Annotated in this window: 15 protein-coding genes; 3 read left to right on the top strand and 12 right to left on the bottom strand. The window is 46.8% G+C overall.

The window, feature by feature from the left end:
• Positions 1–96 precede the first annotated feature (96 nt).
• The 7 genes from MKY23_RS23895 to xylA form a co-directional block, all read right to left on the bottom strand.
• Entirely contained in the window at positions 97–1059 is a 963-nt protein-coding gene (locus MKY23_RS23895) for an alpha/beta hydrolase (RefSeq protein WP_244159466.1), read from the bottom strand.
• Positions 1060–1270: 211 nt separating this feature from the next.
• The gene (locus tag MKY23_RS23900; protein ID WP_308723217.1) at positions 1271–1909 is read right to left on the bottom strand and encodes a bifunctional 4-hydroxy-2-oxoglutarate aldolase/2-dehydro-3-deoxy-phosphogluconate aldolase; all 639 of its coding nucleotides are present in this window, start codon (positions 1907–1909) and stop codon (positions 1271–1273) included.
• A gap of 996 nt (positions 1910–2905) precedes the next feature.
• Positions 2906–5161, bottom strand: a complete 2256-nt coding sequence (locus MKY23_RS23905; RefSeq protein WP_339832686.1) for a glycosyltransferase — start codon at positions 5159–5161, stop codon at positions 2906–2908.
• 22 nt (positions 5162–5183) lie between these two features.
• Complete coding sequence (locus tag MKY23_RS23910) at positions 5184–5939, bottom strand: glycosyltransferase family 2 protein (protein WP_339832688.1); 756 nt, start codon at positions 5937–5939, stop codon at positions 5184–5186.
• A gap of 216 nt (positions 5940–6155) precedes the next feature.
• A complete protein-coding gene (gene xylB / locus MKY23_RS23915) occupies positions 6156–7649 on the bottom strand; it encodes a xylulokinase (protein WP_339832690.1) in 1494 nt (497 codons plus the stop codon).
• Between the two features lie 364 nt (positions 7650–8013).
• The gene (locus MKY23_RS23920; protein ID WP_339832693.1) at positions 8014–8232 is read right to left on the bottom strand and encodes a hypothetical protein; all 219 of its coding nucleotides are present in this window, start codon (positions 8230–8232) and stop codon (positions 8014–8016) included.
• Between the two features lie 391 nt (positions 8233–8623).
• On the bottom strand, positions 8624–9940 hold the full coding sequence (gene xylA / locus MKY23_RS23925; protein ID WP_090924454.1) for a xylose isomerase: 1317 nt from the start codon (positions 9938–9940) through the stop codon (positions 8624–8626).
• A gap of 213 nt (positions 9941–10153) precedes the next feature.
• Here xylA and MKY23_RS23930 point away from each other — a divergent pair, with 213 nt between their 5' ends.
• Both MKY23_RS23930 and MKY23_RS23935 read left to right on the top strand, forming a co-directional pair.
• Complete coding sequence (locus tag MKY23_RS23930) at positions 10154–11317, top strand: ROK family transcriptional regulator (RefSeq protein WP_339832698.1); 1164 nt, start codon at positions 10154–10156, stop codon at positions 11315–11317.
• A gap of 152 nt (positions 11318–11469) precedes the next feature.
• On the top strand, positions 11470–11667 hold the full coding sequence (locus MKY23_RS23935) for a hypothetical protein (protein WP_090924452.1): 198 nt from the start codon (positions 11470–11472) through the stop codon (positions 11665–11667).
• A gap of 294 nt (positions 11668–11961) precedes the next feature.
• On the opposite strand, the gene MKY23_RS23940 is transcribed toward MKY23_RS23935, so the two are convergent.
• Positions 11962–12192 (bottom strand): glutaredoxin family protein, encoded by a 231-nt coding sequence (locus tag MKY23_RS23940; RefSeq protein ID WP_090924451.1) that lies wholly within the window; start codon positions 12190–12192, stop codon positions 11962–11964.
• A 90-nt stretch (positions 12193–12282) separates the two neighbouring features.
• Positions 12283–13224 (bottom strand): thioredoxin-disulfide reductase, encoded by a 942-nt coding sequence (gene trxB, locus MKY23_RS23945; RefSeq protein WP_090924450.1) that lies wholly within the window; start codon positions 13222–13224, stop codon positions 12283–12285.
• Positions 13225–13481: 257 nt separating this feature from the next.
• Between trxB and MKY23_RS23950 the strand changes: the two genes are divergently transcribed.
• Positions 13482–14213, top strand: coding sequence for a ZIP family metal transporter (locus tag MKY23_RS23950; protein WP_090924449.1), 732 nt, complete (start codon positions 13482–13484; stop codon positions 14211–14213).
• Positions 14214–14355: 142 nt separating this feature from the next.
• Here the strand turns inward: MKY23_RS23950 and MKY23_RS23955 are convergent, their stop codons facing one another.
• The 3 genes from MKY23_RS23955 to MKY23_RS23965 all read right to left on the bottom strand — a co-directional run bounded on the left by MKY23_RS23955 (position 14356) and on the right by MKY23_RS23965 (position 19329).
• Positions 14356–15165, bottom strand: coding sequence for an alpha/beta hydrolase (locus tag MKY23_RS23955; RefSeq protein WP_339832706.1), 810 nt, complete (start codon positions 15163–15165; stop codon positions 14356–14358).
• A gap of 140 nt (positions 15166–15305) precedes the next feature.
• Positions 15306–17381 (bottom strand): heavy metal translocating P-type ATPase, encoded by a 2076-nt coding sequence (locus tag MKY23_RS23960; RefSeq protein WP_339832708.1) that lies wholly within the window; start codon positions 17379–17381, stop codon positions 15306–15308.
• A gap of 640 nt (positions 17382–18021) precedes the next feature.
• Entirely contained in the window at positions 18022–19329 is a 1308-nt protein-coding gene (locus MKY23_RS23965) for a homocysteine synthase (protein ID WP_339832710.1), read from the bottom strand.
• Positions 19330–19563: the final 234 nt, after the last annotated feature.

Genomic DNA, 19563 nt, shown 5'->3' on the forward strand with positions numbered 1-19563 from the left:
TTAATCGCTGTTTTCCGGGTAATTTTACAATTGTGAATTTCTGTATAATGAAAAAACACAACAAAAAAACGCCAATCAAGTTGGCGTTTCCATCTATCAACCTGCACTATGATGCATATCTGTTCCGTCCTGATTTATTGTAGCTTCATCATGCGTAACTCGCTCTGGAGCAGAACGAACATGCATTTTCAGGAACGGAATCACCGTGTCCCAGAAAGCCGGGTCTTCCTCTGAGCAACTGTGTCCTTCACTGTTAACCCATAGATGCTCTACCGGCGGATCGGCTTTGGACATAAAATATTCCAGTTCACTCGGCGGAATAAAGTTATCCCCTTTGGAGTGTACCATCAGGAATGGCAACTGCATGCTTCTTCGCCGCTCATTCAGCATCATTACGGCATCATTCTGCTGATAAGTCTTTAAAGACTCACCTAACCGCCAAAACCAGATTCGGGGGATCAACTGTGCCAGTGGGAACAGCGGCAGGCGCCGGCGTCTCAGTTCCGAACTGACGATCACCTGAAATTGGGATGGCATGGAGTCGGTAACCACGGCGGAAACTGGAATGCCTTCTGTAATTGCTAGAATCGTCCCCAGTCCACCTAAGGAATGCCCCAACACGCCAATAGCTTCGGGATCAATCTCGGAACGGCCTGATACATAGGTCAACGCAGCCAGTAGATCGTCCCTGAACAGATAGGCCGATGCAGCACGAACAGGATCACTGGCTCCATGACTACGTACATCATACATAAACAGTGCATACCCGGCCTCCCAGATGGGGCGTGCATAGCGTAATACACGAGAACGATTGGAACCCCAGCCATGTGCGATGATTACGAGCGGCCAGGGCTTAGGAACATCGGGTCTCGCTGGAATGAACCAACCTTGCACCTGTCCCCCTCCACTTTCAAAGGTAATATCCTCAAAAGGCATCGGCGGTGTTAACGTAATCGGAATTTTTTTGGGTGTCTGGCTTTTTACCGCCGCCTTCCATAAACCACCCGCAGTTACAGCGGCCACTGCCAACATACCGCCAATCATCGTTCTCGCTTTCACAAGGCCTCTCTCCTCTCTGGCTACTGACATACGCTTATCATACGATAACAGGATCAACTACACGTTAAATGATCTCTACTTTTTGTTTGTTATAACGATTAACCGTGTAAACTCTTTTTATATATACCCCATTACGCCTAATTTACTTATTTGTTCTTAAATTAAAACCTCTACTCCACTGCCTTTACTCTTACCGTTACCTAACCTCAGTCTACCGGTCTGTTCTCGTTGTCGCCGCCTTCACAAATGCTCTCGCTCGCTCTGCAATCTGTGCACTATCTCCTGAATTCAGAGCTTCTTTCGGCAAAAGTGCACTTCCCAAGCCTACTGCGGCTGCACCTGCCTCATAATAGGAAGCGATATTCTCTAGCGTCGCACCACCCGTTGCGAGCAGTGGAATGTGATCGAGAGGCGCCTTGATTTCACGCAGGTATGGAATACCCAGACTAGCCATAGGAAACAGCTTAACAGCCCGTGCTCCTGCTTCATGCGCAGCAACAATCTCCGTAGGCGTCATGGCCCCGGGCCAAATCTCAACACCGTGTTCTACAGCATATTCAATGACAGACAGATCGACATTGGGGGATACCAAAAATTGTGCCCCTGCAGACACGGCCTCCTTCGCCATGCTCACATTGAGTACCGTGCCTGCGCCGACATAGGCTTGTCCTTCGTGACGTTCGCGCCAGTCAGCAATGATCTGATGCGCATTCGGTGTATTCAGCGTGACTTCCATTAGACGAATGCCGCCTTCGGTCATCCCCTGACCAGCTGTCACCGCCGCTTCCCGGCTTATGCCACGTACAATTGCGACCAGTCTGGATTCGAGTAATACTTCTGTCAGATTCATATCCATTCACTCCCTTACTTCGTTCAGATTCGGTAGCCGAGGACCCGTCTTGGTGTACACTGCTTTTCCGTTAAAAACTATTGTAATGCATATGCTCCATTGGATGAAATACATTAATCCATATTAGGGAACTGTGGACGTATTGATGTGAAGTTAGGGAATTTAAACAAAGCAACAATAAGTCCACCAGTGGTGTCAAGACATCAAGACATCAAGACATCAAGACATCAAGACATCAAGACATCAAGACATCAAGACATCAAGACATCAAGACATTTTCATTATGTGGTTGCAATTTATGAAAGCCGATTCGGTTTAGGCATAGCATTATAGCATTTAAATCTTTTAACGATCACCAGTGAGCTTATTTGGCCTGATTAGCCACTTTTTATTTTCTAACGATCTCCAGAGAGCTTATTTACTCAAATTAGTTATGATTTCACCCGATTTTGTCCATTTTTGGCGAAATAGCGTCTGTGGTGATCATTAGAATTTTCAAACCCCCAAAAGTCTTGAAATAAGCTCTCCTGTGATCGTTAGAATAAAGTCGGAGCCAATTACCCATGCACCATGAATCCCATTAACGTAATGTAATAACCGCTCCGACATTTTAACATCCACTCCGAGATACATTCTCCAAAGAAAACTCTGAGCGAGGGTTTTCCACAAACTTATCCTTCGGGATATTAAGTTCTTCCGCGAGATCCCCAAGCGCCTTCGTTTATGTTTCGGATAAATTTCACCGCTTGTTACTTAAATTCTTCATTTATAACACTGCCGATTTTCTCCCCTGTGAGCACACTACCTTAATTTTGGTATTTAAAATAGAAACAAAAAACCTCTTCATCGCGAAGAGGTGGACTCTTTTAACCTTGGGATTCATTCTAGTTTTTTTGAAAAGGAGGAGTTACACATGCAACATTTCCGTGCATTACATGCATTATGGCAACTAACGTGCTGATCATGTATCGCTATTCAAACCCATTAAACTAAACTCTATGCGTTCTCCATTACACTTTCCTTCGCCAAATCCTTGAAATATCGATCATTGTACAACATGCTTGGGTGAGTTGGATGATAAGTTAGGGCAATATCGTTGTGCTCCTTCGCTTTCGCTCGATTGCCCATTCGATCATAACATACACATAATTGCAGATGCGGCATCCAAGTCCATGCGGCTTCATTCAGTACAACCATCGGATCACCTGGACGGTTCGCCTGCACAGCCTGTTCGTACCAGAATATAGCTTGGCGATAGTCTTCTCTATCTGCAAAATATCCCCCCAGTCGGCAACACACCTCTGCTCTAGGCAAATCATAGGCAAAGGAACGGAACAACGCGGCTGATTCCCGTTCCGGACGTTTCAGTACTGCCTCGCAATCCGCGATTTTCTGGCAGGCGGCGATCCGATCCTCCACCCATCCCAGTCCGGTGTCCAGAAATTTCTCATAGTAAGTTATGGCTTCCTCATGAAAAGCATGGTCTTTCAGTTCATTGCCAAAATAATAGAGGTCACGCGGTGAGAAGTCTTCACCGGCCTGTTCACGTTTGCGATATATTCGCAAATTTCGATCTGTATACACCTTATCTTTCTTATGGGTCACAGCCACATCACTATGCAGCAAATTGCCTGCTACAGCAAGGTATTCATGCACTGCACCAATCCAGCGAAACTGGCGATCCCGCCGCACCAGACGATTTCGCCGTAGACTATACGAGACCTTGCCCTCTGGCGTGAAGGAGAGGTTGTAATCCATCGTTACACTGTCCACAGCCGGATCAAGCGACTGTTTCAATGCGATCAGCTTGGCGCGATCCTGCGGTTCAAACACATCATCGGCATCCAGCCACATAATATATTCGCAGGAAGCTTGGTCGAAGGCGAAATTACGCGCCGCCGCAAAGTCATCCACCCACTCAAAATCGAAAATACAGTCGGTGTACTGAGCCGCAATTTGCCTTGTACGATCCGTGGAACCTGTGTCCACAATGACGATCTCATCGGCAATTCCTTTTACGGAGTCCAGGCATCTGGCGAGGGAAGTTTCTTCATTTTTTACAATCATACATAAGCTAATTCGAATTCCCTCTTCGCCTCGTTTAATTCTGCGGTTATAGGCCGCCGCCCCCGGTAAATCGGACAAACGATAGATATGATAGGCTGGGTAGTGGGTATCCACAAACAGTTGAAACCCGTACGCCTGAGCACGAATGCAGAAATGACGATCCTCTCCCCAAAAAGAAACATTCGGAATACGGTCAAAATTCACTCCCGCTTCAAGTACAGATCGCCGAATTAGAGTACAAGCGCCTAACCCGCCCACCTCATAACAACCCGGAATACGTAGCTGGTTTAGAAAGGCGCTCGCCTGTGCGTCCTCATCCTGCGCCTCTGTTGCTTCGAGAGCTGAACCCCCCCGCCGATAAAGTGCATATTCATCCTGAAGCCATACCTGCGGCATTTCCTTTGTTCCCGGTTGCCAGCTGGTCCAAAAAATATTGGATACAATCTCGTTTTGACTCGATACCAGTTGTTCCAGCGTTCGAGGGTGCAACACCAGATCGGAATCGATCAGAAACACGCCATCATATTGATGTTCACGTGCGTACTGTAAAATGTTATTTTTCAGCCTGGCCACTCGCCATACCTGTTCGTTTCTCCAGTAGTGACCACCTTCATCTTTGTTGTAGTTCCCTGGATCGTCCGCGTCTCCACTCTCCGTACCATTCATATCGCGAACATGGATCACCTTACCGTTATGTCGAAGTACAAAATCGTTCAGCATTTGGGAGGAGACTTCCTCCTCATTATCATCTACAAACAAATAGTCTGTACGCACCGTCTTTCGCTCAAGGCTCTGCAGGGAATTCAGAAATTCATTCAGAATGGCAGCTGTCTGCCGCACAGGGCTAGCAATAAGGATACGCCCATGGGTACTTGGTAGGATGTTCTCTCCCTCTCCCTCTTTCTCTTTCATGTCCTCTTGTGCTTCTTTTTGTTGTGGCTGTAATTGTTGGTCCCCCTTTTGCCCTGTCATTTGTTTGGACTGCTCCCTTTGCTTCTGTATTCGTTTTTCCTCTTGGCCTTGCTCTTGTTTGTGTTCTAGCTCTTTTCCTTTTTGTTTCTCTTTTTCTTGTGATATCCTTAACGTTTGCCCTGTTTCCTTCTCAGACTTGGAGGGTATGGTATCCGCTTGTGGTTCACCTTGAACACTTTTGTTACTGTTTTTGCTGTCTAGCGGGTCTTTCACCAATGATGCTCACTTCCTTCCCTTAATCAGACCATGGAATAAGCCGAGGCTCTGCATCCAATATCGATTCATATTGCTCTTTCCAGCCATACCTTGCTTCGGGGTCCAGTGTTTGGTATCTCTCATATTTGCGAACGCGGTCTTCTTCTCTTGCCCAGCCATAATGCTTTACTCGCGGGGTGTGACAGGCATAGGGCAGATGCTGAATGCTCAACGGGAATCGTCCGCAATGCTGCGGTGTTTCCTTCCATTCATAGACCATCCCGGGACGATACTTGACTAGAAAAGGTCGATAATACATATGAGCCTGCCAGTACACATCTTCCCGGTACGCAGTCTCACTCCACATATCATATAAACGGAAGTAAATCGCTTCTTCCAATCCACTTAAGAGGTCATCCCTCAAAACACCAAAATCCGGCGTTAAAACCTCGTCTGCATCTAAATTAAGAATCCATTCCGGGTTAGTTGAAAGGGTCTCCTCCCATTGTTGCTTTCGCAGACTCACTTCATCAGAAAAACGCGAGACCGGATTCTGCACTAGTACAAGAGGGATACCGTGTAAAAGTTCTCTGCACATGGCAGCCGTCCCATCCGTACTTCCATCATCAATAATGACAGCCCGATCAATCCATGCCCGATGTGTCATAAGTGCCTGCCTAAGATATCGCTTCTCCTCGTTGCATACAATCATGGATAAGGTGATATGCGGCCTATTCCTAACTGGTTGTTCCTTGCCCTGTTCCCGTTCGTGTTGCTCCTGTTCTTCCAACCCCACACCCCCATGCTTCCGTTTTTTTTAGACGCAAACCCTCTATATCCAATCTATGCTAAGCTGGAATCCGGTTATGCAGGGCAAGTGTTCCGGCATAGCCACCTCGGGATTTACTTCACACCTAACACAAAAAAAGCACTCGCTTACGCGAATGCTTTTGGATCAGGATACTTCTATTCAGTTTATTTTTGAATACGGACTACTTATGAAACCTTCGATTTAACGATATGCCGCCAAACGATCATTCAAGCCGCGTGTCTGTCCGTACACCTCTTGATAAAGGGCAAACAAACCGTCATATACCGCTACTGTCTCCGGGTTTGGTACGTAAGATTTCGCTGGACGAATAAACGCCGCCGCACACTCTTGCATTGTCGGGAACCAGCCACTGCCATAAGCCGCCAGCATAGCTGCCCCCATCGCCGGACCTTGCTCACTCTCCAGCTTCACAATCGTTGCATTGAAAATGTCCGCTTGCATCTGCAGCCAAGCTTCGTTCTTCGCTCCGCCTCCAATGGAGATCACCTCATTGACCGTCTTGCCTGCACCACGCAAAATATCAATCGACTCACGTAACGAGAAGGTGATGCCTTCCATTACAGCACGTCCAAAATGCTCCAGCTTATGCCCTGCATCCATGCCGATAAAACTGCCGCGAATATTCGCATCCGGGTGAGGTGTGCGCTCCCCTACGATATATGGCGTGAACAACAGACCGTTGCTTCCTGCCGGAATCTGGTCAATGCCCTGTAGAAGAGCATCAAATGATTTGTCCGCTGCGAAAGTGTCTTTAAACCAGGAGAGACTGTATCCTGCTGCCAGCGTCACACCCATAATATAGAAGGCATCTTTCTCACCATGGTTAAAAAAATGCACTTTCCCTTCGAAATCGAGATCCTTTCGTTCTTCGTACGAGAGAACAACTCCGGACGTACCGATGCTGCACATCGTCTGTCCTTCACTCAATATGCCTGCGCCAATTGCACCGCAGGCATTATCGGCACCGCCAGCAAATACTTTGGTTGCTGGCGCCAAGCCTGTTTGCTCTGCAATCTCAGGCAACAAGGTGCCGACTTCGTCGAATGATTCAACTAGGTGCGGGCAAAGCGTCATCGGCAGATTAAATGCGGATGCGATCTCCGTGCTCCATTGTTTACCTGCCACATCCAGCAGCAACGTACCCGCTGCATCGGAATAATCCATCGCGTAATCGCCAGTCAGGCGGTAACGTACGTAGTCTTTTGGCAACAGAAACAAAGACGCTTGATCCAACAATTCTGGTTCATTTTCCTGCACCCACAAGATTTTAGGTAACGTAAACCCTTCCAATGCACGGTTCCGGGCAATGCTGAGTAACTTGCTATCAAGAACCTTCTCAATCCGGCGGCACTGTGCTGTCGTTCGGGTATCGTTCCACAGGATGGCATTACGAAGTGGTTTGCCTTCTGCATCCACCAACACCAGCCCGTGCATCTGCCCGGAGAAGCTTAATCCTTCAATCTCGGAAGGCTGCACGCCAGATACTTCCAGCAATTTGCGAAGCGACACAATTGTCTGCTCCACCCAATCCTCTGGATTTTGTTCACTATATCCAGCTTTAGGCTGGTACAACGGATAGGCCTCCGATGCTTCAAATGCCACTTTGCCTTCACGATTCACCAAAACGGTCTTAACCGCGCTCGTTCCGAGATCGACGCCAATTACATAACTCATAAGTATACTCCTTTCGTTTATACAGGATTGAAACCTTAGGTGTGGCATGCTGAGCCACTCCGTGTGCAGAAAACCCTTCGATCTCCCTTACCCCCGGATTTCTTCACTTCCCCTTTTCAAGGGTGAAATCCGGTTGTAAATGCGAGCGCTTTGCTTCTCCGGGTCCTTTCTGCTCACTCCGTTTCTGCATGCCGCTTCTAACGTTGCTTTCAAACGGTACAAACGTACTCGTTTGGGGCAACTCGGGGGCTAATGACATTTCAATCGTCATTGGTTTATTTAAAAGCATAAAGCGTTGGTGCTCGGCATGCTGAGCCACTCCGTGTGCAGAAAACCCTCCGATCGCCCTTACCCCCGGATTTCTTCACTTCCCCTTTTCAAGGGTGAAATCCGGTTGTAAATGCGAGCGCTTCGCTTCTCCGGGTCCTTTCTGCTCACTCCGTTTCTGCATGCCGCTTGTAACGTTGCTTTCAAACGGTACAAACGTACTCGTTTGGGGCAACTCGGGGGCCAACAATGACATTTCAATCGTCATTGGTTTATTTAAAAACATAAAGCGTTGGTGCTCGGCATGCTGAGCCACTCTATGTGCAGAAAACCCTTCGATCGCCCCTTACCCCCGGATTTCCTCACTTTCCCCTTTTCAAGGGTGAAATCCAGTTGTAAATGCGAACACTTCGTTTCTCTGGGTCCTTTCTGCTCACTCCGTTTCTACATGCCCCTTGTAACGTTGCTTTCAAACGGTACAAACGTACTCGTTTGGGGCAACTCGGGGGCCAACAATGACAACAAACCGTCCCCGCCTTCCCAGAGGAAAGCGGGGACGGTTTGAATGTCACGCTTATTCAACGTCCAGGGTGCAACATACTTTTGCACCGAGTAGGAAGAGGTATGATTCCTGCTTTATCTGCGGCAATGATCTGATCATAGGCAGTTCGTTCGGACATGAATCTACTCTTCCTCTATGACTATTATTAGTCAGCCAGGATGTATTGGTTAAGCTTTGCTCTCAGCAATTCCTGACGTCCGGATTGGTTTTTGCGTGGGTTTTCGTTGTTCAAAGCATACTCCGCGAGGGAAGCAAGTGTTGCTTTACCTGCAACAACCTCTGCACCGATGCCTTCGTTGAAGCTGCTGTAACGTTGCTCGATGAATTCATCGAATACACGGTCTTCGATCAGCTTGGAAGCGACTTTCAGACCTTTCGCATACGTATCCATACCTGCGATGTGAGCCAGGAACAGATCCTCAGGTTCGAAGGAGCCACGACGAACTTTCGCGTCGAAGTTTACGCCACCTTTGCCCAAACCGCCGTTTTTCAACACTTCGTACATGGTCAGAGTAGCATCATACATATCAACCGGGAACTCGTCCGTATCCCAGCCAATCAGCAGATCGCCTTGGTTCGCATCCAGGGAACCGAGCATGCCGTTGATACGTGCTACGCGGATTTCATGATCAAATGTGTGACCAGCCAGCGTTGCATGGTTCGCTTCAAGGTTCAGTTTGAACTGTTTGTCGAGATCATATTTTTGCAAGAACGCAATGGAAGTTGCTGCGTCGAAGTCGTATTGGTGTTTTGTTGGCTCTTTAGGTTTAGGCTCAATCAGGAACTGAGCGTCGAAGCCGATTTCTTTTGCATAGTCAACAGCCATATGGAACATACGAGCAATGTTGTCTTGCTCCAGTTGCATGTCCGTGTTCAGCAATGTGTCGTAACCTTCACGACCACCCCAGAAAACATAGTTTTCTGCACCGAGACGTTTACCTACTTCCAGACCTTTTTTTATCTGCGCTGCTGCGTGAGCATATACGTCTGCGTTGCAAGTGGATGCTGCACCAAACATGAAACGTGGGTTGGAGAACATGTTAGCTGTGTTCCACAGCAGCTTTTTGCCGCTTGCTTTCATGTGCTCTTCCAGCAAATCAACGATCGTATCGATATTGCTGTAGAATTCACGCAGTGATGCGCCTTCTGGAGCCACGTCTACATCGTGGAAACAGTAGTATGGCAGATTCATTTTTTCCATAAATTCAAAAGCCGCTTCCACACGAACTTTCGCTTTATCCAGACCGGAGTAGCTATCCCATGAACGTACTGCTGTTTCAGCACCGAACGGGTCACTACCGCCTGCAGTTAATGTGTGCCAGTAAGCCATACCGAAACGGAAGTGTTCTTCCATCGTCTTGCCAGCGACAACTTCTTGTGGATTATAATGTTTAAAAGCAAATGGATTCTTGGAATCTTTACCTTCGAATGCAATCTTATTAACGGATTCAAAATAGGCCATGTGATAAATGCCTCCTCAAAAGTTTTAAAAGAGTTTGTTTAAGAAATCGTTTACACCGTTATCCTAACACATCAGATTTACTTTGTCTATTGGTTAAACAAAGTAAAAATAAAATTGTTTTTTCCTAGTTCGTTTACGCTATAATAGTCGAATAGCTTCTTAGCGGATATACATGAAATCCTTTGTTACAAAGAATAGGAGTGCCTTATCGATATGAAAATTACCGGAGACCAGATGCTGGTCAAAAAAATAAACAAATCGATCGTACTGGATACGATTCGCCGTCATGCCCCCCTTTCCCGGGCGAAATTGTCCGAAGTGACCGGTCTCAACAAAGCAACGGTTTCCAATCTGGTAGCGGATCTGATCAGCGATGAGTTGGTGCAGGAGATTGGGCCAGGAGAATCTAGTGGTGGACGTAAACCGCTAATGTTGCTTTTCAGAGGTACGGCTGGATATGCTGTAGGTCTGGAACTGAGCGTAACGCGTTTGAAGGGAGTACTCACCGACCTCGAAGGTCATATCGTTGCCGATTATGCCGTCGATCTGAAGCAGCATGATGCAACGTCTGTATTTGAACAATTAAAGCTGGCTGCGACGCACCTGATGGAACAGGCTCCCCCCTCTCCGCATGGAGTAATTGGCATAGGCATCGGTGTTCCAGGGATGGTCGATGAGCAAGGAACCGTACTGTTTGCGCCCAACTTAAAGTGGGAAATGGTGCCTTTGCGATCCATGATGGAAGAAAGCTTCAACCTGCCTGTCACCATTGATAATGAGGCCAACGCGGGAGCACGGGGCGAATTAAACTTTGGTGCAGGTGTTGGTGTGCGTCATCTGATCTATATCAGTGCAGGGATCGGGATTGGTTCAGGCATTATGGTTGATGGTGAATTATATAAGGGTGCGTGGGGTTACGCGGGTGAGACTGGACATATGTCCATTGAAGCAGAGGGTCTGCCTTGTTCTTGCGGTAATCGGGGATGCTGGGAGTTATACGCTTCGGAAAAAGTATACGAACACCCGGATCAGCAGCACCTGCCTGCACATACGACCAAAGAACTGATTGAACACGCCCAGAACGGACATCAGGACGTGATCGCCTTATACAATATCATCGGACGCAAGCTGGGCGTTGGCATTACCAACATCGTAAATAGCTTCAACCCGGAGCGTATTATTATTGGCGGTCCGCTTTCGGAAGCTAAGCCTTGGATTGAATCTGCCCTCAAACAGGTGGTCGAGGAACGTACCCTGCCTTATCACCGTCGAAGTCTTCAAGTGGAATGGGCTGCACTTGGTAGCCGTTCGACACGAATAGGGGCTGCTTATTCTGCAATATCCCAATTTTTAGGTAATGTAAGAGTCTCTGTTTAATATTTAGCTAAAAATCATTAAAATTGACAAGATTTCGCCCCATTTCCTCCCTTTTTGTTAAAGAAATCCAGAGGTATAATGAGATTATGTGATTTTTGTCATGGCAGCGTTCTCGTTGCCGTGTTATCCGATAATGAAACGGAGTGAAACTCGTGACCTACGTGGATACATCAGATATCTCGGCGCCAGTATTTGTCACCGTACTCCTGTTCCTGATTGTGCTTGCGCCCCTGTTCAGCCTGGGCATACTTCGTTTTTTTCAGAGCAAAAAGAAGGCTGGTCTCATGTACATGCTGTCAGGCTTACTGGTGTATGTCGTATTTCAGACATGCATGAGTATTTTTTTCTAGCGGAGAATTCTTTACGCTTGAATGTACTCCTATACTCAAAGGCAAATGATGTTGCTCCGACTAAAAAGGAGACGCTTATGCGCAATGTCCTCAAGTCCAGACGTTGTCTTACGCGTCTTCTTTTTGTTTCCCTCCCATTTCTTCCAACATCAGAAAAATTTAAAAAAAGACCGTACCTTATACGGTACGGTCCCTTCCCAATCTTACTTCTATATTCAAACGGCTCGCGCGAACCGGAATAGCTTCAATTCTGTTAAACTACATAGCCAGCAACCATAGCTAGCCAAGCATGAATTAAGCGTCCAATGCTTTAGCAAATTGTGTTTTATTCATACCCAGAATGCGGTGTTCACCGATTACGGTCAAAGGAACTGCACGTACGCCCATATCCCATACTTGTTGTGCGAACTCGTCGCTTGTCTCGATGTTGCGCTCTTCATAAGCAATACCTTTATCAGCCAGGAAAGTCTTGACGGATTTGCAGTTCGGGCAATTGGTGGATGTGTATACAATTACGTTTTCCATGTTTAGTTCACCTCAGAATTATTATTTGTTATATATGGTTAATTATTTATAAGCTAAATGAAGCACTGTTTAAACATCGGGCTTTCCGAATTACAACGCTACTGCGCTGTGCTCCAGGCTTTCAATGAATTTCTCGGTGTCCATTGCAGCCATACATCCGCTACCTGCAGCAGTGATCGCTTGTTTGTAACGTGTATCCTGAACGTCACCACATGCGAATACGCCTGGGATGTTTGTTTCAGAAGTACCTGGAGTTGTCAAAATGTAACCATGCTCGTCTGTAGTAATCTGACCACCCAAGAAACCTGTGTTTGGTGTGTGACCAATCGCTACAAATACGCCGCTTGCCGGAATCACTTCTTCTTCACCAGTTGCGTTGTTAAGCACTTTCAGTCCAGTTACGCCGTTGTCGCCAGCAATCACTTCAAGTGGTGTGCGGTTCAGTGCCATTTCTACTTTCTCGTTGCTGCGTGCACGATCTTGCATGATTTTGGAGCCACGCAGTTCTTCACGACGGTGCACCAGTGTTACTTTGGAACCGAAACGGGACAGGAAGCTTGCTTCTTCCAGTGCGGAATCGCCTCCGCCAATAACGATAATTTCTTTATTACGGAAGAAGAATCCGTCACATGTCGCACATGTGCTGACACCGCGGCCCACGTTTGTTTCTTCTCCTGGGATACCCAAATATTTAGCAGATGCGCCTGTAGACAGAATCAACGTTTCGGATACGAGTTCGCCCATACCTTCGACTTGAATTTTGAAAGGACGCTCGCTCATGTCGATGTTGTTTACCCAGCCCGTACGGAATTCTGCGCCAAAACGCTCCGCTTGTTTACGCATGTTGTCCATCAGTTCAGGGCCCATGATGCCATCAGGGAAACCCGGGAAGTTCTCCACTTCTGTCGTTGTTGTCAGCTGTCCACCCGGTTGCGGTCCTTCAATAACGAGTGGGTTCAAGTTGGCACGTGCCAGATAGATTGCTGCTGTCAGCCCTGCAGGGCCTGTTCCAATAATAATTGATTTATACATGTATAGTTCCTCCCCCATGTTCTGCAAAAAGATCAAGCTCTCCGGCATCAAAAGCGCGAGCCTTTGCATACACTAGAACGGATAGCCCACATCATGTCCATAAGAACTGCCTACGAATATGACGATTCACCTATGCAGAAACGGAATTCTAATTTATAATCATTCTAATCTGTTGTTCATTATGATCTCTTTTATGTACGGTGTCAATGCTCGGCAGCGATTATGAAGAAGTCTTCATCAGGAGGGAAAATGGAAGCATGAACGACGCTCTACTCGGCAGTATTATTTCGGCCATGTCTACCGGACTTGGGGCCGTACCGATCTTATTTATGCGTAAAATATCACATCGTCTGCGCGACATTCTGCTCGCTTACGCAGCGGGTATTATGACTTCAGCCTCGGTGTACAATCTCATTCCCGAAGCACTGGGACAATCTAATTTATTTGTTCTTGCTTTTGGCATTATGCTCGGCAGCTTGGTTCTGCTGGTGCTGGAGATGCGTATTCCACACGTAGATCTGGAAAACCCCGAAAAGATGCCTTTCAAAATTGAAGGCAAAGCTTTCATGATTATCGCAGCCATCACAATGCATAACTTGCCGGAAGGCTTGTCTGTCGGTGTAAGTTATGCAAGTACGGATGAAAACTTAGGGAACCTGATTGCCTTTTCTATCGGTTTGCAAAATGCACCGGAAGGCTTTCTGGTCGCTCTCTTTCTCGTCAATCAGAACATCGGTCGCTTTAAAGCACTTGGTATTGCAACATTAACTGGGGCTGTAGAGATTATAACGGCCATGATCGGATATACACTCAGTAGTCTTGTTGCCGGACTGGTGCCTTACGGTCTCGCGTTCGCAGCAGGTGCGATGATGTTTATCGTTTATAAAGAGCTCATCCCTGAGAGTCATGGTGACGGCAATGCACGCGCAGCTACGATCTCCTTCCTGTTTGGTCTGATTACGATGATCGGACTAACCGAACTGTTCTAGATGTGTGAAAGGCAAAAGAACCGGACCACAGCGGATGCTGAAGTCGGGTTCTTTTTTTAGCCACAAATGAAGATTCCATGAAATTACTGAAATTGCTGAAATCATCTGTAAAGCAATTTATATTTTCTTTTTATTTAAACGATCAAGATTGAATAAATCGAATTAGTTCAGCATTGAATTTTTCCAACTCATCGTAAAATGCACCGTGTCCACTCTCTTCAAACACAACCATTTCAGCCGAAGGGATCGCTTTGTGCACCTCTTCAGCGAATTCGAACGGACAGATTTCGTCTTTTTTACCGTGGAAAATGGCTGTAGGCACCTGGATCGTTTCCAATTCCCCGCGCAAATCCTCATCACGCAACGCCATCGCACTGTTAATCGTACCATAAGACGAAGCTTCCATGCCTAGTGCATGGAACCATTGCATGAAAGGCTGGCTGTGCTTCTTCGCAAAAAACATTCCGCCGAACGTATCCAGTAGCTTCGCACGATCCGTGAAAATCGGCTCAATAATCTGCTCATTCAGCTCATCCGGCGTCAAGCCGTATGGATATCCATCACGCTGTGTAAATACAGGTGCCGCCGCCGACAGCAGTGCCAGCTTCGATACTCCGTGTCCCTGATGACGCGCCATATAATGTGCCGCGATAGCACCACCCATGGAGAAACCAGCGAGTATGGCATCTGTCAGCCCCAGGTCGTCAATAACAGCACGAACATCGTCTGCCATGCGGTCATATTCATATCCAGTAGACGGCTTATCGGATAAACCATAACCTCTGAAATCCATTGCAATGGTACGAATGCCGTGGTTCGGTAGCACATTCAATTGGTATTCAAACATTTTATAATTGACAGGCCAGCCGTGCAAAAACAGTACCGGAGTCCCTTCACCAATATCTTCAACATATACTTTTACATTCGGTTCAACTTGTACATAACGGCCCATTGTTCACAGCTCCCTTTATCGTTAAAAGTAATTATCGTCAGTGAGATACATTGCATTACATTGTATCGTCTCTTCGACTATTACCCTCTGACAACAGGTTCAAACGGGAGCTGCTGGGGCACTGTGCGTTAAAGCACAACTTAACGCAACAGTCGAAGTCCATTCAGAATCACCAAAATGGTACTGCCTTCATGACCAACCACTCCAAGTGGCAAAGCAATATCTTGTAAGAAGTTACCTGCGATTAACGCTAAAATAACTGTAATGGCAAACCACATATTATGCTTCACCGTGCGTTCGGCTCGCCGAGCTTGCCCGATTACCCAAGCAATCTCTTCGATATTATCATTCATAAGCACCGCATCGGCCACTTCGATTGCTGTCCCACTGCCTGATAACCCCATGCCCATCCCCACTGTTGCTGCCGCAAGTGCAGGCGCATCATTAACCCCGTCACCAACCATCAGCACATGACCATATTGCTCACGGAGCGCTTGCACCTGTGTGACCTTATCTTCAGGTAGCAGATCAGCATAGACCAGACTAACCCCGGTTTCACCGGCAATGACCGAAGCTGAACGAGCACGATCACCGGTTAACATTGCTACTTTGACACCCATACTCTCCAGCTTCTTCACAGCTTCAACCGCCTGTGGACGGATCATATCCCGCATCGCAATCAAACCCGCAAACTCACCATTGACAGTTACAACAGATATCGTTTTGCCTTCCTGCTCCAGTCGGGTACATACCGCTTCCCAGTCTGCTTCACCGTTTACAAGTACATCATTGGCTATAGACTCCACAGCTTTGCCATTCTTAAATTCGCCAGTTGGCGTTACAGCTAGTGTTTCCGTAGCTTCTCTCTCTTCCATCGTCTGATTTTCTTGTATCTCTTGTGCCCAAACTGTTCCATCCAGCCGCCCAATCTTCCACACGACGCCATTTATGCTTCCTTGAATGCCGTGTCCTGTAATAGACTGCACATGCTCTGCCTCTTGTAGAGGTAAGTTTTCTTTACTCGCCTGTTCCACGATAGCCCGAGCAAGGGGATGCATCGAGAGATTTTCAACAGACGCCACTGCGGACAATAATTGCTCTCTGCTTACGCTCGGTGCAGTTAGGATATCCGTTACTTTGGGAGTTCCCATCGTGAGCGTGCCTGTTTTGTCAAAAGCGACCACTCGGGTATGAGCAATATTCTCCATATGCGCCCCTCCCTTGAACAAAATCCCGCGGCGAGCGCTGCTGGACATTGCAGACAGCATCACAGGCATGATGGAAGACACCAGTGCACAAGGTGATGCCACGACAAGAAAGACCATGGCTTTGTAAAAAGCTTCATTCCACGTCCATCCCAAGAGTAGTGGTGCTCCTACAATAACAAGAAGCGTAACACCTACAACAATTCGTGCATAGATACCTTCAAAACGTTCCATAAAACGTTGCGAATCCGGTACCTCGGCTTGCGCTTCCTCCACCAGCTTGATGATTTTTCCGAATAGTGAGCCCTCGGCCGACTTGGTGACTTCAACATATAACGCGCCCTCACCATTCACTGTACCAGCGTAAACTTCGTCCCCTGCACTCTTATCTACTGGCATCGATTCCCCGGTAATCGACGATTGATTGATAAAAGAACTTCCCCGATAAACAACTCCATCCGCAGGAATCAGCTCGCCTGGCTTCACGAGTAGCAGATCCCCTGGCTGCAAATCCTCAATCGCCACGATATTCATTTGTCCATCCTCGATCCGCAATGCCGTCTCCGGTTTAAGTGCCAGTAAGGATGAGATGTCTTTGTGACTGCGCTCCGTGGCGTAGCTTTCCAATGCTCCACTAAGGGCGAAAATAAAGATTAGCATTGCGCCTTCATTCCAATAACCAATTGTCGCCGCTCCAAGTGATGCGGCAATCATTAGCAAGTTAACGTCCAGATCACGATCCTTAACCAAAGTTTCGACACCTTCTTTGGCCTTCGTCCAGCCACCAATCCCATAAGCGGCAATGTAGATTATCACAGACATCGTGGCAAAATAAGGTGCTATCCCCCATGCAATCAGCATCATAATGCCACTGCCCAGCGCTGCCTGCATCTCCTTGTTCTGCAACATCGCGCGAAAATTCGGTTTCTTGCCCCGTTTGGGTCCAGGAGTATGGGCCGATTGTTGCTTGGCTTGCTGTTTCCCTTGTAAAGGTTGATGTATCGCTTGCATATAAATCACGTTCCCTTCGGAGGTTTTATTCTTATCTGACTGCATTATCCAAGTTGTATTGAGAATGAGAGCCATTGTTATTGCCCTAAAAATGGCACATGCTGCTGCGGGATTCCCGCAGCAGCATGGTTTTGAGACGATCGGCACTTTCATTAGATCATTGATCCAGTGAGAATGATAATCATTTTTGTGCTTATGCAATTATTTTTACTCAATACAACTTTTTCTCAATTATATGCCTGTGTTGTTCATTTGTAAATGGGTGTTTCAGGCCAACGATCATGAGAAACCTTATTTCATCGAAAATGCATCATTTTTAATGCTATCGATGACTAGGAACGCTATTCTTTGCATTTAGCCCATTTCTCGCCCCTAAATGCTGAAAAATGAATAAATAACATCTCTGCTAATCGTTAGATTTTAAATCTCGGTAAAAAAGGCAAATAAACTCCGTGGAGATCGTTAGCGCTTGCTCCTCATTCTCCTCGTTCCAATGACCTAAAGATAAAGGCATACTCGTTCGTTATGTACCTACCATAAAGCTTTTGCCACAAAGAACTCTCCATACAAAAAGGCCAAAGCCCGCTGAACGTGGCTTTGACCTTTCAAGTACGACATACTTTGATACACCAACTTATTTTTACGCGCCAACGCTTGCACCTTGACTCGCTTTAATCGCCTGCTCCAGATCATAGATGATATCCTGAATGTTCTCCGTACCAATGGACAGACGAATCAATTCCGGATTTACGCCAGCTGCTGTTTGTTCTTCTTCCGTCAATTGAGCATGGGTTGTGCTTGCCGGATGGATGATCAATGACTTGGAGTCACCTACATTAGCAAGGTGAGAGAACAATTTTACATTTTCGATTAATTTACGTCCTGCATCTACGCCGCCTTTAATCCCGAACGTCAGAATCGCACCTTGGCCTCTTTGCAGATATTTCTGTGCAAGTTCATAAGAGGGATGACTTGGCAGCCCTGCATAGCTCACCCACAGGACATCCTCATGTTTCTCCAGATACTCTGCAACTGCCAGCGCATTGCTACTATGACGTTCCACGCGAAGATGCAATGTCTCCAAACCTTGTACCAACAGCCAGGAGTTAAATGGTGAAATGGACGCTCCCAAATCACGTAGCAACTGTACACGTGCTTTGATAATATAAGCAATCGGGCCAACCGCTTCTGTGTATACAACCCCGTTATAACTTGGGTCCGGTTCAGTCAGTCCCGGGAATTTGCCGCTTGCTTTCCAGTCGAATTTACCACTGTCCACGATGACACCACCGATGGATGTACCATGCCCACCAATGAACTTGGTTGCCGAGTGAACGACAATGTCCGCTCCATGTTCAATTGGACGAAGCAAATACGGGCTTGGGAACGTGTTATCCACGATCAACGGAATCCCATGTTCATGGGCAATAGCTGCCACGGCTTCAATATCAAGTACATTACCTTTTGGGTTACCAATCGTTTCAGCGTACAACGCTTTTGTTTTCTCCGTAATCGCCGCTCGGAAGTTCTCCGGATCACTGGAATCTACAAATTTCACATCAAGGCCCAATTTCGGCAACGTTGTAGAGAACAGGTTATACGTACCGCCATACAGACTTGCCGAGGACACGATCTCGTCTCCAGCACCGGCAATGTTCAGCAAAGAGAACGTAATAGCTGCCTGACCCGAAGCCGTAGCCAATGCGCCTGCTCCACCTTCCAATGCCGCAATCCGCTGTTCGAATACATCCGTTGTTGGATTCATTAGACGTGTATAGATGTTGCCAAACTCTTTCAAACCAAACAGATTAGCAGCATGCTCCGTATCACGGAATCCATAAGATGTTGTCTGGTACAAAGGTACAGCTCTAGATTGGGTTGTTGGGTCAATCTCTTGACCTGCATGAATAGCTAATGTTTCAAATGAAAGCTCACGTTCGTTTGACATAATTCTGAATCCTCCCTTGATATATGCATTCTTGTGCATCCTGATCTCAATTACTGGCTTCTTGATGTCTCATCATGGCGGCTTATGTTTTCCATATTCTCTCACAAGAAGTCGGTTTTGAAAAGAGTTATTTCCGATTTTTCCGATAAGAAATGTTAATATGTAAAGTATGATCCTGCTGTACTAAAAAAACCTTTGCCATGGCAAAGGTTTTTCAGTTCATTCATCGTTAAA

Source organism: Paenibacillus sp. FSL R7-0272, from assembly GCF_037969905.1.
Lineage (GTDB): Bacteria > Bacillota > Bacilli > Paenibacillales > Paenibacillaceae > Paenibacillus > Paenibacillus polysaccharolyticus.

Coding starts and splice junctions, on each gene's coding strand:
- MKY23_RS23900 (WP_308723217.1), bottom strand. CDS start 1,909: ATGAATCTGACAGAAGTATTACTCGAATCCAGACTGGTCGCAATTGTA.
- xylB (WP_339832690.1), bottom strand. CDS start 7,649: ATGAGTTATGTAATTGGCGTCGATCTCGGAACGAGCGCGGTTAAGACC.
- xylA (WP_090924454.1), bottom strand. CDS start 9,940: ATGGCCTATTTTGAATCCGTTAATAAGATTGCATTCGAAGGTAAAGAT.
- MKY23_RS23930 (WP_339832698.1), top strand. CDS start 10,154: ATGAAAATTACCGGAGACCAGATGCTGGTCAAAAAAATAAACAAATCG.
- MKY23_RS23940 (WP_090924451.1), bottom strand. CDS start 12,192: ATGGAAAACGTAATTGTATACACATCCACCAATTGCCCGAACTGCAAA.
- trxB (WP_090924450.1), bottom strand. CDS start 13,224: ATGTATAAATCAATTATTATTGGAACAGGCCCTGCAGGGCTGACAGCA.
- MKY23_RS23950 (WP_090924449.1), top strand. CDS start 13,482: ATGAACGACGCTCTACTCGGCAGTATTATTTCGGCCATGTCTACCGGA.
- MKY23_RS23955 (WP_339832706.1), bottom strand. CDS start 15,165: ATGGGCCGTTATGTACAAGTTGAACCGAATGTAAAAGTATATGTTGAA.
- MKY23_RS23960 (WP_339832708.1), bottom strand. CDS start 17,381: ATGCAAGCGATACATCAACCTTTACAAGGGAAACAGCAAGCCAAGCAA.
- MKY23_RS23965 (WP_339832710.1), bottom strand. CDS start 19,329: ATGTCAAACGAACGTGAGCTTTCATTTGAAACATTAGCTATTCATGCA.